This window comes from Hoyosella altamirensis, assembly GCF_014191505.1.
Classification (GTDB): domain Bacteria; phylum Actinomycetota; class Actinomycetes; order Mycobacteriales; family Mycobacteriaceae; genus Hoyosella; species Hoyosella altamirensis.
The window spans coordinates 184,994-201,345 of sequence record NZ_JACHWS010000004.1; the positions used below are offsets into that span (position 1 = coordinate 184,994).

8 protein-coding genes are annotated in these 16,352 nt (G+C 62.8%); 3 read left to right on the plus strand and 5 right to left on the minus strand.

The annotated features are described in order from the left end of the window. Positions 1-26 precede the first annotated feature (26 nt). The 3 genes from FHU29_RS20005 to FHU29_RS20015 all read left to right on the plus strand — a co-directional run bounded on the left by FHU29_RS20005 (position 27) and on the right by FHU29_RS20015 (position 4,535). Positions 27-1,355 (plus strand): UDP-glucose dehydrogenase family protein, encoded by a 1,329-nt coding sequence (locus tag FHU29_RS20005; protein WP_183377628.1) that lies wholly within the window; start codon positions 27-29, stop codon positions 1,353-1,355. A 127-nt stretch (positions 1,356-1,482) separates the two neighbouring features. Further along, positions 1,483-2,913: a hypothetical protein gene (locus FHU29_RS20010; protein WP_064438380.1), complete on the plus strand. Its 1,431-nt coding sequence runs from the start codon at positions 1,483-1,485 to the stop codon at positions 2,911-2,913. A 200-nt stretch (positions 2,914-3,113) separates the two neighbouring features. Then, on the plus strand, positions 3,114-4,535 hold the full coding sequence (locus tag FHU29_RS20015) for an Hsp70 family protein (protein WP_064438379.1): 1,422 nt from the start codon (positions 3,114-3,116) through the stop codon (positions 4,533-4,535). Here the strand turns inward: FHU29_RS20015 and FHU29_RS20020 are convergent. From FHU29_RS20020 to FHU29_RS20040, 5 genes are all read right to left on the minus strand, one after another. Further along, the gene (locus tag FHU29_RS20020) at positions 4,529-5,785 is read right to left on the minus strand and encodes a pyridoxal phosphate-dependent aminotransferase (RefSeq protein ID WP_064438378.1); all 1,257 of its coding nucleotides are present in this window, start codon (positions 5,783-5,785) and stop codon (positions 4,529-4,531) included. The genes FHU29_RS20015 and FHU29_RS20020 overlap by 7 nt on opposite strands. Positions 5,786-6,475: 690 nt before the next feature. Then, positions 6,476-9,526, minus strand: coding sequence for a (Fe-S)-binding protein (locus FHU29_RS20025; RefSeq protein ID WP_083962061.1), 3,051 nt, complete (start codon positions 9,524-9,526; stop codon positions 6,476-6,478). Between the two features lie 352 nt (positions 9,527-9,878). Next, positions 9,879-11,177 carry a S1 family peptidase gene (locus FHU29_RS20030; RefSeq protein ID WP_064438376.1) on the minus strand — a complete coding sequence of 433 codons (1,299 nt, stop codon included), beginning with the start codon at positions 11,175-11,177 and terminating at the stop codon, positions 9,879-9,881. A gap of 189 nt (positions 11,178-11,366) precedes the next feature. Continuing rightward, positions 11,367-13,883: a LuxR C-terminal-related transcriptional regulator gene (locus FHU29_RS20035; protein ID WP_157094856.1), complete on the minus strand. Its 2,517-nt coding sequence runs from the start codon at positions 13,881-13,883 to the stop codon at positions 11,367-11,369. Positions 13,884-13,945: 62 nt separating this feature from the next. Further along, positions 13,946-15,943, minus strand: a complete 1,998-nt coding sequence (locus tag FHU29_RS20040; RefSeq protein WP_064438374.1) for an Hsp70 family protein — start codon at positions 15,941-15,943, stop codon at positions 13,946-13,948. Positions 15,944-16,352 lie beyond the last annotated feature (409 nt).

Sequence of the window (16,352 nt, forward strand, 5' to 3'; positions counted from 1 at the left end):
TCACACAGCGCCCATATTGTCCAGTCATGTCGATTCGGATGGCAGTTTTCGGAACTGGCTACCTCGGTGCAACGCATGCCGCGTGCATGGCGGAACTAGGCCACGAAGTGCTTGGGGTCGACGTTGACGCTGAGAAGATCGAACGTTTGCGTTCGGGTGACGTACCGTTTTACGAGCCGGGTCTTCCCGAGATCCTGCGGCGAAACATCGAGAGCGGCCGCCTCTCGTTCACGACCTCGTACGAGGAAGCCGCCGAGTTCGCAGATGTTCACTTTCTCGGCGTTGGCACACCACAGCGACGCGGTGACTACGGCGCAGATTTGAAGTACGTCCATGCGGTGATCGACACTCTCGCGCCGCTACTGCGAAGGCCAGCACTGATCGCCGGGAAGTCGACCGTGCCCGTTGGGACGGCATCAGACCTCGCTGAACGTTTACGGCAGCGTGCACCTGCCGGGGATGACGTTGAGCTGGCGTGGAATCCGGAATTTTTGCGTGAAGGATATGCGGTCAAGGACACGCTCGAGCCTGATCGGATCGTTGTCGGGGTCAAACCAGGTGGACAGGCCGAAGCGCTGCTCCGAGACGTCTACGCGACAGCACTTCAGGCGGGTACGCCCTACCTCGTGATGGATTATGCGACTGCCGAACTAGTGAAGGTCAGCGCGAATGCCTTCCTGGCGACGAAAATTTCGTTCATCAATGCGATGGCCGAGGTCTGCGAGGCAGTCGGTGGGGATGTCACATTGCTCGCTGATGCGATTGGATACGACGACCGGATCGGCCGTAAGTTCCTCAACGCCGGTCTTGGCTTCGGCGGAGGGTGTCTCCCGAAAGACATACGCGCGTTCATGGCGCGCGCTGGCGAGTTAGGTGCCGATCAGGCGCTGACATTCTTGCGCGAGGTTGACAGCATCAACATGCGGCGGCGTACTCGAATGGTTGAACTCGCTACCGCGGCAAGTGGCGGCTCACTGTTGGGGAAGAATGTAGCGGTGCTCGGTGCGGCCTTCAAACCGCAATCTGATGATGTACGTGATTCACCGGCGCTGAACGTTTCCGGCCAGATGCAGCTCAAAGGAGCAAACGTCAGCGTCTATGACCCGAAGGCGATGGACAATGCTCGCAAGATCTTCCCGACGCTCGACTACGCCGAATCGGTCACCGACGCCTGCGAGAAAGCCGACATCGTTCTGGTGCTCACGGAATGGCAGGAGTTCCGCGACCTCGACCCGGCAGCTCTCGAGGGCATCGTAAGAAACAAGGTCGTGGCTGACGGGCGCAACTGCCTCAATGCGCCAAAGTGGACCGAAGCGGGCTGGACCTACCGGGCACTAGGGTGTGCAGCCGCATAGTTCCTGTGTCTAGTGTTGCGATTTGACTGCGAATGGGAACGTTTTCGCAACTGAAAGGAATTGTCCCCGCACACTGACTTCCATGTGACTCGTGCAAGTTGCTGGTGCGCAGGGGAAGGGACAGTAAGTGGGAACGGTTCTGGGGATCGCAGTGGATGCGCGGCATTTACGCTCCGCGCTGCGCTACCCGGACGGTTCATGCGACGAGCAGACCGTCCCCGTCGGTAGCGAAGGCATAGGAAATGCGGTGGCGACCGCTGTGTCGCTGATGCAGGAATGGGCGGGGCCTATTCGGTCCGTGGTGGTCGCGAGCCCGAACCTCGAGCCGATCCAGTCGATCGAGGATGCGCTTGGGTCGAACGAGAATCGCGTGGTGCAGTTTGTCGATCTCGCGGCCGCACAGTGGGCTTACCTGCTGGAGATTGGTGTCTTCATCGCGCCTGGGGACGTCATTCTTTACAGTCTCGGAGACAACTCTGCGACCGTGAGCATTGTCGACCCGGAATCTGGTGAGACGCTCGCGCGGGACTATCACCCATACATGGGTCAGCGAGCTATTGATCTCGCGATTCAGCAGGTGAGCGGATCCCGGCATCGCGTCGACGAGATCAGAAGGCTGCTCACAGACCGCGCGACTGCCAACGTGGGTGGCGTAACAGTGCATCGCACCGACGTGACCGCGCGCCTCGCGAGTGTCGCGGAGCAGTCCTTTCAGGCAGCCCTTCAGTTGGCCCAGGATGCGCAGCGTGACGTGAAATCGATCTACTTGATCGGTTCGTCGGCCGTCCTCCTGGCGCCGATTGCGCGGAATTACCGCAGCGTTCCCATAATCGTTCCAGAAGACCCTGGCGCCGTTGCTGCGATCGGAGCGGCCAGCCTGGTTACAGCGGCGCGCGCTGCAGAGCAGACGGGCACGGCTCCAGCGAGCGGTGTTGCGGTAGTGAAAGCGGCGCGGGTCAGCGGACATCGTCGGCCAACAGGGGTGTACCGCAGGTCACCTAACTCGCGAAAACTCATCGCGGGAGCGGCGGTTATCGCGCTTTTTGCAGGCATCGGGCTTGGGGTCCACCTTGCCGCAACTTCGGCGAACGACTTTGAACGCCTCACGGCGCCGGTTTCGGACCCTGACCCGTCAGAGAGCGCAAAAACAGGTTCTGACGACTCCGCTGATTCGGCTCCAAACCACGCCGACCGGGAGGAACTGGCACCGCTGCCGGAAGCACCCCCGCCACCACCCGCACCTCTCCCTGCTCCGCCCGCCCCGCCGCAACCTCAGCCGGTCGAGGCGCCGCCATATGAGCCTGTGGCTCCGCCCGCTCCACCCCCACCACCTGCAGAACCGCCGCCAGCAGAACCGCCGCCAGCAGAACCGGTCGAGCAGCCGGAGAATGTGCCCGGACGCGAGGAAGCGGCACAGCCCGTTGCGCCGGAGGTCGAAGGCTCCCAAGGCGACGGTCCAGATGGCGACGCGAGCGAGACCGAAGACGAGACGAATGTCGATGACGAGCCGGACAGCGCTGACGAAGACGTCGTGACCGAGGTGCCGTTGGGATTCTGATCGCGACAGCTCGCGTACTATCCTCAACGTGCGGGAGCCCGTTCTGAGGGCCCGTGAAGGAGCGTCCGCCCTGTCAGCGTCGCGGGACGGCCGGGTCTGTGTCAGGCCTGTACCAATTTGGCGTGTCCCCGCGATAAGACATTAGCGCTGCGGTGAAATCTGTCCGCAGTGCTGCTGATGGCGTTCTTTAGAGCGGGGGCATGGTGGCGGCGACACTCGGTATCGCGCTGGGCGAGGCCACCGTTCGCTGGGCTCTGCGCACAGCAGATGGCGGAGTGGAGTACGGGGCCTTACCCGCCGCGGGCCTCTCGAATGAGCGGGTGCGTCAATTCATTGCGGGCATCGAGAGCCAGCACCGATTGACCCTGGCGGGCGACGGTCGATTGCGGATCGCTGAACCCGCGCCGCACGGTCTCATCAGGGAACTGGAGTCGGCCGGTTACCGGCCAATGGTTCTCGCGGGCGGGTCTGCGGCATGGGCCGGTCTAGCTGCTTCGGTTGATCTCCCACAGCAGGGATACATCCTGGTTTGTGACGTAGGTGCTGTTGCCACGTCGTACTCCTTCGTCGATGCCGCTAGTGGAGATGTTGCAAATTGCATCGTGGATCGTGCGGCAGGCGGAGACGCATTCGATGAGGCGATCGCCACCCATATTCGCGATGAAGTCCTCGGGACGAAGCCGAATATGCACAGCCAGCTTGTGGAGATAGCGAGGGAACTCAAGGAGTCGCTGTCACGCGGCAGTCCCGCTTCGGCAATCATTGCGGAGCAGACCGTCTCACTCACCGCTGAGCGGCTCGCGGAAATTCTGACACCAATCGTCGCAACCTCGTTTGCTGGCGCCAGACGCGCAGTCGCTGAGTCGGACGTCGCAGTTGCAGCTGTTGCAGTCGTTGGTGCGGGCGCTCAACTTCCTTTCGTGACAGGTCTGGCTGGCGAATGGTTCCGCGTCCCTGTGTTCCGGCCAACCGACCCCGCATACGCGGTAGTTCTGGGGCTTCTGTCTGAGTCACCCTTCGGTGGTTCTGCAGACGGAGCAAAGCTCCGACGATTTCCAGCGTGGACGGTAGCGGTGGCGGTAGGGGTTTCCCTCACCGCTGCCGTAGGGCTAGGGCTAGTACTCGCTTCTGAGGTCAACTCCCAGTGGGACAGCATTATCCGTGACCGTCAAGGTGCGGTTACCGTGCCGCAACGAGATCCGTACCCATCGCAAACAGACGTGAACCGGACACCGCGCACGGAATGGATGGCACCGATTCCTACCCTTGCCCCCACCAGGATCTCGACTGCTACCAGCACTACGCAGCCACCAGAGTTGTCGACGACGGAGCCATCAGACACGAGCGCGGAGCCCACCTCTGCACAATCCACGCCCCCTGATTCCACCGCGCCGACGGCTGTCGCGCCGGACCCGACGCGCACCAGAGAACCCACAACTGTGGTGCCAACGACCAGCCCCCCGGTCGCGATTGCGCCCCCGGCGACGGCGCCCAACGTGCCGGATCCGACGTCAATCGAACCGCCGTCGCAACCTGACCCTGACCCTGACCCAGATCCGCCGAGTGGCGCTGCCGCCGACGAGCCAAACCCCGACGAGGCAAACCCCGACGAGGACTATTGAGAGTAGTTGGCGAGGAAGTTCCCGATCCGCTCGATAGCTGTCGTCAGGTCCCTTGAATAGGGGAGGGTGACGATCCGGAAGTGGTCAGGTTCCGGCCAGTTGAAACCGGTTCCCTGCACGACAAGGATTTTTTCGTGCAGCAGGAGGTCTTGCACGAATTGCTCGTCGTTGTGAATCTCGTAGACCTCCGGGTCAATCCGCGGAAAACAGTAGAGAGCACCCTTGGGTTTCACGCAGCTGACCCCCGGGATCGAGTTCAATCGCTCCCACGCAATGTCGCGCTGTTCGAGGAGGCGGCCACCCGGAAGGACGAGTTCGTCGATACTCTGATGGCCACCGAGTGCTACCTGAATTGCATGCTGTGCAGGAACATTCGGGCAGAGCCGCATAGACGCAAGCAGGTTGATGCCTTCGAGGAAGCTTTGCGCATGGTCCTTCGGTCCGGTGATCACAAGCCAACCAGACCGGTAGCCCGCGACCCGGTACGCCTTGGACAGACCGTTGAAGGTAAGTGTGAGCAGGTCAGGTGCGAGCGTGGCCAGTGAGACATGTTTCGCGTCGTCATAGAGGATCTTGTCGTAAATCTCGTCGGCGAGGAGCAGGAGCCGGTGCTTACGCGCGAGGTCGACGATCTGGTTGAGGACGTGGTCAGAATAGACCGCCCCAGTGGGATTGTTCGGATTGATGACCACGATCGCCTTGGTCTTCTTGGTGATCTTGGCTTCAATATCGGCGACGTCAGGGTTCCAGTCGTCTTCCTCTGAGCACAGGTAGTGGACAGGTGTTCCTCCAGCGAGGCTGGTTGCCGCTGTCCACAACGGATAGTCAGGAGCTGGGATAAGCACTTCGTCGCCGTTGTCGAGCAGCGACTGCATAACCATGACGATCAGCTCGGATACGCCGTTGCCCAGGAAGACATCGTCCACGTCGAACTCGGGGAAGCCAGGTATCAGCTCGTACCTTGTGACGATCGCTCGTCGCGCGGAAAGGACCCCCTTGGAGTCGGAATATCCCTGCGCATACGGCAGCGCGGCGATCATGTCGCGCATGATGACGTCAGGTGCCTCGAAACCGAACGGTGCAGGGTTGCCGATGTTGAGCTTGAGAATCCGGTGCCCCTCCGCCTCGAGGCGCGCCGCGTGCTCATGTACGGGACCGCGGATCTCGTAGAGCACATCCTGGAGCTTGCTGGACTGCTGCAAGACTCGTGGATGGTAGTGGTGCAGGTGCAGTGGATCGTTTCGGCTCACGTGCCTATCGTGCCACCGTTGTCGAACGAATTTGTGCGGTGGGGCGGGATTGTGACGCACCCAGCGGGTAGTTTTCCCGCTTATTCAATCGTTCACCACATTTCCGGGGCGTTCGCACGGGCCGCGGCTGTGGTGTGGGGTCGGTTGGTGATGCGAAACCGTCAACAGTCCGCAGCGGGGTGTTGCAACGGCCATGACCGTGTCTGTGGACAACTCCTGAACAGGCCGCTACCAGCGAGTTCCTGTGGATACCTCACGCCGAGCGCCGGATTTGAGGCTATTACTTGGATGCGTGACTTACGAACAGATCACCAAGAACAGGCGGCTCCTCGTCAGCCGAATTAACCCTCACGACGCAAGCGCAATTGCCGGACACGCGAACTCGTTCGGCTGCGGCCGGATTGCCCGAATTGCTACGTGCCCCGCCGAGACGCACCCTCCGTCGCGAGAACCATTGTCGATATTGCCCGCGCGGTGCCGTTTGAGCAGGCACTCGTTGTCGGTGATGCAGCGATGCACGGCGGCCTTGTGACTCTGGACGCGCTACAGGAAACTCTTTCCGATCTTGGTGGTGCGCACGGGATATGTCTGTGGTGCGGAGCGCGAAGGCGGTGTGAATGCTGGTGACGGGAATGCAATGTGGGCCCTGGATCTGACGAAGATCCGGGGCCCACATTTTGGGTCACCTATTTACTTGCTACCGGGCTTCTTGGCGCCCGGCCGCATCGCGAGGCCTTTCGGCTTCGCTGCAGGCGGGGTGGAAGGCGCCGGTTCCGAAGCCTTTTCTTCGGTGGCCGACTCTTCCTCAGGCGCAGGCTCAGCAGGCGCAGGCTCATCCGCTGCAGGTTCAGCAGAGGTGGCTGGGGTGGCCTTAGCCGGTGCAGCCTTCCCTGGCGCCTTCTTGGCCTTCATCTGGAGCCCACCGCTGCGGATCGGCTTCGGTGGCGCTGAAGCACCACTATCAGCGGTGTCCTCAGCGGGAGCTTCTGAGGAGGTTGCCTCGGGCTCAGGCGCGGCGCTTGCGGGTTCGGCCGGTGACTCTTCGGCTGGTGCCGCCTTAGCCGGAGCCTTTGCGCCGGGTTTCTTGACTGCCTTCATCTGCAGTCCGCCCTTAGCCGGAGCCTTTGCGGGCGCCGCTTGGCTGGCTTCCTCCGCCGATTCGGCCGGTGCCGCGTCAGCGGGCGCTGCCTGGGCCGGAGTTGCCTTTGCAGGCGCCGCCTTGCCGGGTGCCTTCTTGGCCTTCATCTGCAATCCACCCTTGGCGGGCGCCTTCGCAGGTGTTTCCGCCTCGGACGCCTCCGGTGCGGCAGCCTTCGCGGGCGCGGCCTTTCCAGGTGCTTTCTTGGCGCCCTTCATCTGAAGTCCGCCCTTGGCGGGCGCCTTCTTTGCGGCGGGTGCAGCCTTGGCGGGCGCTTCGGAAGCCGGTGCAGCGGGGGCTTCGGCTGGCGCCGTCGAAGCTTTGGTCGTCGGCGCCGCTGTCGCTGCTGCCACTGCCACCTTGGCGGGGGACCGCTTGGACCCCACAGTGACAGTGTCGGGAAGCCCGCGCTTGACGGAGTCGAGGAGCATCATCGCCACGTCGACAACCTCGACGCCTTCACCCTGGCCAGATTCCTGGCGTGCAGTGACGCCATCCGACAGCATGACGCGGCAGAACGGGCAGCCTGTTGCGATCTTCTTTGCCTCAGTCGCAAGGGCTTCGTCGGTGCGCTCAACGTTCACGCGCTTACCGAGGTGTTCTTCCATCCACATACGCGCACCGCCGGCGCCGCAGCACAATGAGCGTTCACCGTGACGTGGCATTTCGTTGAGCGTTGCGCCGGACGCCGCGACGAGTTCACGGGGCGCCTCGTAGATCTTGTTGTGGCGGCCCAAGTAGCACGGGTCGTGGTAGGTGGTGTTGTCGGCGGGTTCCGCGACGGGGATGAGGCGCTTGTCGCGTACCAGCCTGTTGAGTAGCTGCGTGTGGTGGACGACCTCGTAGTCGCCGCCGAGCTGCGGGTACTCGTTGCCGATGGCGTTGTAGCAGTGAGGGCATGTCACAACGATCTTGCGCTGTTTTTCGGTGCGGCCTTCGAACACGTCGTTGAAGGTCTCGATGTTCTGCTGTGCCAGTGTCTGGAACAACAGTTCGTTACCGGCGCGCCGAGCTGAATCGCCCGTGCATGTCTCGCCCGTGCCGAGCACCATGAAGTTGACGCCGGCAATGTGAAGGAGCTCAGCCACTGCGCGGGTCGTCCGCTTCGCGCGGTCTTCGTATGCACCTGCGCAGCCGACCCAGAAGAGATACTCGGTGTCGCCGAAGTCGCCTTCGTAGACGGGCACCTCAAAACTTAGGTCTTCCGCCCACTTCAGCCGGTCACCGGCATTCTGGCCCCACGGGTTGCCCTTGACCTCGAGGTTCTTGAACAGGCCTGCGAGTTCGGACGGGAATGACGACTCGATGAGCACCTGGTAGCGGCGCATATCGATGATGTGGTCGACGTGCTCGATGTCAACAGGGCACTGTTCGACGCACGCGCCGCACGTGGTGCAACTCCACAGCACCTCGGGGTCGATGATCCCGTCGGTGGCAGGGTCACCTGTTGATTCGCCAACGAGCGGACGCCCCGCCTCGATGCGAGCGGCCTCGGGAATCTTTGCAAGCTTCGCTTCGTCTGGGTTGCCGTCGCTGTCGACGAGACCGATCTCCTCGCCGGCCATGTCCTTCCGGCCGCCTGCCAGCAAGTAGGGCGCCTTGGCGTACGTGTGGTCACGCAGCGCCAGGATCAGCAACTTGGGCGAGAGGGGCTTGCCCGTGTTCCAGGCCGGGCACTGGGACTGGCAGCGGCCACACTCGGTGCAGGTCGTGAAGTCGAGAAGCGCCTTCCATGAGAAGTCTTCCGCTTTGCCCGCGCCGAACGAGTCTGTTTCAGGGTCTGCCTCTTCGAGTTCGAGGACTTGACCGTTGGACATCATCGGCTTTGCGGCGCCGAGGGCGACGCCACCATCGTCTTCACGCTTGAAGTAGATGTTGAAGAACGCGGAGAAGCGGTGCCATGCGACGCCCATGGTGATGTAGCGACCGACGATAAGGAGCCAGATAAGGCCAGAGAACAGTTTGATGACCGCGAAAATCGAGACCAGGAGCGGCTCTGCAGGCAGCAGTTCAGCGACCCAGCGTGTGAAGAAGTATTCGACGTTGCTGCCGCCGTACACCGCGTATTTGGACGCGCGGACGAAGATGACGCCGAGACCCTCGACCAGGACGACCGCTTCGACGAAGTAGGCCTGCCAGAAGCTCGAGCCGGCGAACCGCGACATGCGATCGGGTCGACGCGGGTGGTTGCGCTGGCGAATGATGATCAGCGCGATGATGCCGACCACGATGCCGATGCCCAAGACCTCCATGAGGAAGCTCCACGGACCCCAGTCGCCGATGAACGGCCAATGGAAGTGCGGGTTGAACGCTTCGCCGTATGCCTCGAGCCATGCCGCGGAGCCGAGCAGGAAGCCCACCATCACAAGCCAGTGCGCCCAGCCAACTGTGCGGAACTTGTTCATTCGGGTGTGCGCCGCGAACTCGACCATGAGTTGCTTGAAGCGCGGCAGGATCGGGAACAGGCGTGTTCCGTCAGGCTGCCCCAGCCGGATTGTCTGGACCATGCGCCACGCGCCGGAGAAGAAGATGATCCAGCACGGGATACTGAGAACTGCGGCTATGGTGCCGAGCGTCAGCGTCACCGAAGTCACGTCGCTCATGTCGTCGTGGCCTTTCTGTCATGGCGGCCTGGGCAGCCTTTGCCCGGGGCCGTCGCATCCCTCCGCGCCTATATTACCCGCCAGTAACTGTCCTCTTGTTACTCGCTAGTAACTTAGCCTGGGTTTGCTTTTCTTTCGCGGGCGAGAATGAACGCGTATCTCGGGCCCGAACCAAGTCACCGGGTCGGGGTCCTGGGATATACACACACTCGTCTGACCTAACGGTATTACCCAGCGCAATTCGGCTTTCGCACAGGCAGACCTAACTTCGGTAACGGACACGTAAAGCGCACCCCGCACTGCGGGCCCGCCGCCAGGGATGGCGACGGGCCCGCAGCGGAGTTCGCGCAGCTCAGGATACGTTCAGTTGAACGCCTGGGAGATTTGCGAGGATATCGTTGATGGGTGTCGCGTAGAGCTGGGGCGATTCGCCGAAGAACCCAGTTTCGCGAACCGCGTCTGCGCAAGAGGTGAAGTCTCCGACGTCGGACGCACTCGAAACCCCGACCGCGCGCGTCCCACTGATGATTGCGCCGCCGCTGTCACCCTGCAGGGCGCAGATGTCGGACGTGAAGGCGTTGTCGAGTGTGCGGGATCCCACATCAATTCGCAGGTTCGTCGATGTCACCACACCACACGTGAACCCCGTTGTCAGTCCTGACTTACACACCGGCATGCCCACGACGGGATCCGCGGTGCCAGTCACGTGGACGTCATTGCCTCCCCGTACCCCTGCGGTACGGAAGAGGTCGGCGTACTCGTCGGAAATGGTGACGATGCCGTAGTCCGCGCCGTCCATCGTGGTTTCGGTAAAGCTGCCGAACTGCTGGCCATCGAGTGGGCCGCCGAGGAAGGTCGCGGGCACTCGCGCTGTCTCGGGGCCGTCAGGGTTGCAATGCCCGGCGGTGATGTTCACGGCAGTATTGTCAGGGCCGGTGCCATTGAAGCCGAGGGAGCAGCGAAGCTGGTTGCCGGGCTGACCGGCGAGAAAAGCATCGCCACCCATGGCTTGATGGTGACGTGGTGCCGTGGGCCCAGATCTGCCGAGCGGCACTTCTTCGGTGCTTTCCCCGGGGATGATGTCGTTTGCGGGGGTGAAGAGAATCCCCACGTCCTGCAGCAGCGCAGGCAGATCGAATAGATCCGTGAGACTGCCATTTCCGGTATCGGAAACTCCGACGACCACGCTGTTTCGCATCAGGTCAACCATCATGCCGCGGAACAGGCTGCGGAATGGTTCCGCCAACGTATCGATCCAGTCAGTCAGCGCGGTGGCGTCGCGGTGAAGTTCAGACTCAGATCGCGCCACGTTCATTGCCGCGAAGCCCTCGTCTTCGACTCGCTCCGCAAGCGACTCCGTGGTGACTGCAATTGTGGGTGTGCTGCCTTCCATCCACGCGCCCCCGAACTCTCCGGGAAACTCAGCGCGCAGTCCGGCCGCGAACTCAGCCAGTTTTTGGGCTAGGTCAGAGCGTTCCAGAAACTCTTCGGCGCTGATCCCGAGGTCACGTTCAAGCGCGGCCGTAAGCTCCGGGGGCAGCGTGCTCCCGAGTGCGGCGGGTTCCGCCACTCCGATTGCTGTCCCCGGGAGTAGCGCGGTCAGCACGGCTGCGCTGACGAGAGCGGTCCGTCTAACAAATGACGTACGCATCAATGACGTACCCATCCCTTTCTGGGCGGTCCGGAGAGTGGCGGCACGGTGTAACGAGCCATGCCTCCGGATCACTCTAGGTAGCCCGAAGGGCCTGCGGCAGAGATGAGTCCGATAAGTCATCTATTTGTGACCGACTGCTGTCAGACAGGATGACAGCAGTCACATAGCGCTAATTTTCGGGCACTGTCACGCCTGGTGATTCACCTGAGGGAAGCCCATCGAGCGCAGCATCGACAGCATCTCACCGCGGCTCTGGGCTCCGATGCGCTGCCGGATCCGGGCGACATGATGCTCTACCGTTTTCGGGGCTATGAAGAGACGCTCGCCGATTTCTCGGTAGGGGAACCCCTGCACTACGAGGCTGGCGATTTCGGCTTCGCGAACGCTGAGGCCCCCGGGCACTCGAGACGCAGGGGCTGCTGGCCCGCTCGCCGGATCGGGTGCCATAGCACCCGCAGCACCGGTCAGTTTCAGCGTGCGCGCAAGTTGTAGCAGCGAAGCAGCCGCACGGGGGTCATTCGAGCGGAATCCACCTTCCGCCGCGAGGCGGGCGCCGTCCCAGCTGTGGCCCGCGCCCGCGAGACCGCGTGCGCTCGCCTCCACGTCGGCTGGATTGAACTCTCGCGCGAGAACGCGAATCCAGGACTTCCCGGCTGTCGCAAGTGCGGCGGCATACTCGCTCGCATGCGCGGCGGCGCCGAGGTGGTGTGCGTGCGGAACCAAGTCGTCCGGTTTGTCACCAATGATTGCGGCCTGGACACCGCACCAATGAAACGGTGCGGCCCACAGTATCGGGGACCCCAGGTCTTCCAGCACAGTTCCCGCTTGATCGATGAGGTGTGTCACCTCGGGCTGTAGAGAAAGATGTGCGGATGCGATCCAGAGTTCCCCAATGGGGAGCAAAGAGAACAGGTCCGCCGAGCACGCGGCGATGACCGGCCGGGCGGCCGTCCAGCACGCGTTGAGTTCGGCTGCGTTATCTGCCCGGCGCGCAAGGCCCGCCCGCAAGCCGTATTCGAACAGTCTGTCGCGAGCCGATGGCAGCGGACGGGCCGTGGCGGCACGCAACCTAGCCGTTGCTGCAGGGATGTCGCCTGCGAGCATGGATGCCCATGCGCTTAGTAGCTGTAGCCGAGCAGTCACTGCCGCTTCGGGCCGGTGATCTGCGAGTGACGCCGCGAGAATCGATTCGGCGGCTGCAAGGTCCCCACAATGCAGTGCCGCGGTCGCTGCCAGTGCCGCCGCGTGGTCTGGCATGGCGCGCCGGACCGGTGGTGGAGAGAGCATGGAGACGGCGCGCGAGAGCATCGCGATCGAAGACTTGCCCGAGCCGCTCATCGACGTGCCGATACCTTCAGCGAGAAGTCTCAGCCCCTGAGCGTAGGTCGTTGGGATAGTCGAAGCTGCATGCTGCAGGACGGCCCGTGCGGTCTCCCCATCCCCAGCCGCGTACAGGACGATGGCGGCGATCGGCGCGTCCGCCCCTGCGCGGTCAGCTCCGAGCCATCGATACAGATCGGCGGCGTGTGCGACCATTCCGCGTGATGTCGCGACAGTCGCCGAGATGCGGATCGCGTCAGCGAGGTCCGCGCACTGGCGCCCGTCAGTACTGAGTGCACGGTTTGTTACCGCGTCAGCGAAGTGGAGTGCACCGCCGTAGTCACTCGTTCGCGCCGCGACCTCCGCTCGCTGGAGCGCGAAGTCTGCGAGCGAAGCTCCGGCCGCGTACGCGGCGTCGAGCAGTGTCGCCGCCTGAGATGGGTCTGTGTCTGAGCATCGCTCGGATGCGCGGATCAAGTAGGACGCAACCTGGGGATTGACGACGTGGTATTGCGCGAACATGATCGCGGCTGCGGTGGTCAAGGTATGCGACGAGGCGAGTGCACTAGCAGCACGCGAGCGTAGCTGCGCGAGCTTCGAAGGGCCAAGCTGCTCCGCGAAGCAGGCTTTCAGTTGCGCAGTGACTTTGTCGTGATCGAGTAGCAAACCGCTATCGCGGGCTTCGTCGAGGAGCTCCGCAGCCTCGTCCGGCGACACCCCGAGCGTTTCGGCCACAATCGGCGCAGCAGTCGCGAACTCTGCGGCTGCGACAGCTTGCTGGACGAGTGCGGGCAGCTCCGCGAACCGCCGTGAGACCCAGGCCTGTCCGGCCTCGTCGATCACGCGGGCCGCGTCGGGGAGGACCGCCCGTCCGTGCTGGAGCATCGTGAGCACTTCGTGCACGCCGTCCGGCTGTCCGCCGGTGATGGCCATAATGGCTGCGATGTGGTCACGGCGGAGGTCGTGACCAAGAGTCTCCCGCGCGCGCTGGGCGACCTTCGGGGAGGTCATGGCGCCGAGGGTGAGCGCGCTTGATCCTGAGGTGCTGAGCAGCCTGTCGATTTTGTGGCGGCTACTCCTTGGGCGTGCAGTCAGCAGCACACTGGTATCTCGCCGACGCATGATCGCTTCAAGGTCAGCCAGTGCTGTCGGTCCGCAACGATGAACATCGTCGACGAGCAAAACGGACCCGGCCACAGCATCAATCGCACCGACATTCTCGAGAGAGGTGGTCACGCGGGCTCCGGTTGCCTCGAATGCACTCCGGGCGATCCGCAACGCACTCGTTTTCCCGCTACCCGCGGTCCCGAGGATGATGCGGTGGACGGGACGGCCTCCCGACTTCCGAATCGCCTCCAGGAGTTCGCTGATTGACTCGTGCATCGCAGACGAAATCAATTTATCGTGCACTCCAAGGGACGTGAGGTGAATGTCTTTCAATGCCGTCAACGGCCCGTCACCCCGCCGAGTATCCCGCCCACCGTATTCAAAGGCGAACTGATCGCATTACCGACTCCACCAGTGGCACCCTCGACCGTGCCAGTTAGTCCACTGACGGTGCCTGTTACTGGTTCTGTCACCCCTCCGGTTACCTGCCCAACAGTTCCGGTGGCTGCACCTGCTGTGCCTCCGACTGTTTCGGTGACGCCACCCACTGCACCTGTCGCGCCCTGCATCACTGTGCCTGCAGTCTGCCCGACACCATTTGTGACCCCTCCAGCGGTTTGACCGAGGCCGCCTGTAACCGACTGCACAGTCCCGGTTGTTCCCCCGACAACGCCGCCAACGGTATCGGTGACTCCGGAAACCCCCGAGTTGACTGGAGCGAGAGGGGCGCTTGGACTAGGAATTAGCGCAGGACTGCTAGGAGGGGGAGCCGGTGGTGCCGGGGGAGCCGGTGGTGCGGGGGGTGGGGAAAGACTCGGTTGGCTCGGCGACGGGGTGCTTGCGCTGGGTGGTGGAGGGGGCGTGTGAGGTGTCGTGGGCGGGTTGGGGGCAGGCACGGGGATTGAGCCAGTCACTTGCTCTGGTTGGGTCGGATTCGTCGGAGCCGGAGCGGGGGCCGCGCCGGGGTCCGGTGACGCTTCGACAGCCTGGCTGGGCTCTGCACCGCGCGGCGTCACAGCAGTGGATTGAGATTCAGTGACGCTTGACTGCCGTGAATTGGCTGTTTTCCCGGCAGCGGAGTGTATGCCGCGCGCGGACGGAGTTGTCGTTCGCGGCGCGGTGCCAAGGATCGACGATCCTGCGGACGCTGGAGACGCGCTGACAGTGCGGGCGGCGCCATCACGCGTGGGAACCTCGTCGACAGTCGGTGCCACAGCCGATTCAGTTGTCTCAACGACACTGCCGGCTGAGGACGTCATAGGAAAGAAAGACGTTCCGACACTGAGTGACCCCGCTGCGAGAAAAACCACAGCTGCGGCGGCGGCAGCCACGGCTGTTGCCCGGCCAACGTTCTTACGTGATGCGGCTCGTTCGATTGTGGGAAGGATCGGTGGCACTGGCCGACGGCCGGGCCTCCCGGGCGGTTTTTGCCGTGCTTGTGCCTTTACGCGCGGGGCAAGTGGGGTGGCGGCCGCAAATCCGCGGCTTGCCATAAGTCCTGCGCCTGTGGCTACGGCGAGTGCAGGCTCCAATGGGAGATTGATGGGGAGCCGGAACTCCCGCGCGAGTACCTCTGTGATCAGCGGTGTTGACGCTGCGCCTCCGGCGAGCACAATTCGTGTCAAGTCAGATTCGCTGACACCGGCTTCCCTCAATGCCTGGTGTGCGAGCTCCGCGATACGTTCACATGAGCCGTGGATCAGTTCCTCGAACTCGCTGCGTACTACACGAATCTCTCGTTTGTGCCCGGAAATGTCGCTCACTAGCTGCGAAGTCGTCTGCGAGGAAAGCGTCTCCCGAGCGCGCCGCACGTTCTCCCTCAAACGCGCGAGGCTCTCGAATTCAGCGTCTGCAGCGGGGGCGCGAGTGGACAGCTGGCGGATCTCCTCGTCGCTTAGCAGATGAGGGAGCACATGGGTGAGCAGTAGATAGTCGAACCAGTCACCACTGACTTCGCTGGTGCGAACCGGAGTCCCTACTGCTGTCGGTGCAGGGCTGCTCTGGGTGCCCGCGCTGATATCCAGGTATCTAGCACCGATATCGATTACAAGGGTGTAGCCGTCAGCTGCGCCGTACTCCTCATCGGCAAACGTGAGCAGGGCATCAGACTCGGTTATCAGAGCGGGCGTAGGTGTGCAGGTGGTCGTGAGTGCCGAACGCAGCGCAGCAAGCGTGTGGGAAGACCAGGAAGCCGGGTGGGCGAGTGCGACCGGCGACTCCGCGGATATGGAGGCGTCCTTGATGAGCAGACTCGTGGCGGCGGCGGCCAGAGTTGAACCGGCGACGCTTTCTGCTTCCGAGACAGCGATTTCCACAGGGTCGCCAACGCGTTCCATGTAATCGCGGATAGATATCCGGCCGCGCCCGCTCGCACCCGTTTGTATCGCTTTGTCAACAAAAGAAATAGCACCGTCGGGAGAGAAACTCAGCGCAGAGTCGTGAATGCTTGAAGCCTTCTCGAAACGCGCTCCATTGCTTACGCGTATAGCATTTCCTGCGGCGTCAGACGGAGTGCTGCTTGAGTCTCTAGCTGTGAGGTATGTGGCGGTGCACTGAGCGGTTCCTATGCTCAAGCCGAGACCAATCAAGGCGCTCACCTCTCGTTTTGCGGCGTTCTAGCATGCGCCCCGCGCCGCAGCGGCAACGTTCCCGACCACCATCACAGCGCACTCCACTGGTGTGGTCCAGGACACGACAAGAGTACCGGGCAAATCCCCTAATGGGGACGGTTCCCCTAACTCCCGA

Coding starts and splice junctions, on each gene's coding strand:
- FHU29_RS20035 (WP_157094856.1), bottom strand. CDS start 13,883: ATGCACGAGTCAATCAGCGAACTCCTGGAGGCGATTCGGAAGTCGGGA.
- FHU29_RS20015 (WP_064438379.1), top strand. CDS start 3,114: ATGGTGGCGGCGACACTCGGTATCGCGCTGGGCGAGGCCACCGTTCGC.
- FHU29_RS20030 (WP_064438376.1), bottom strand. CDS start 11,177: ATGCGTACGTCATTTGTTAGACGGACCGCTCTCGTCAGCGCAGCCGTG.
- FHU29_RS20025 (WP_083962061.1), bottom strand. CDS start 9,526: ATGAGCGACGTGACTTCGGTGACGCTGACGCTCGGCACCATAGCCGCA.
- FHU29_RS20005 (WP_183377628.1), top strand. CDS start 27: ATGTCGATTCGGATGGCAGTTTTCGGAACTGGCTACCTCGGTGCAACG.
- FHU29_RS20040 (WP_064438374.1), bottom strand. CDS start 15,943: ATGGAACGCGTTGGCGACCCTGTGGAAATCGCTGTCTCGGAAGCAGAA.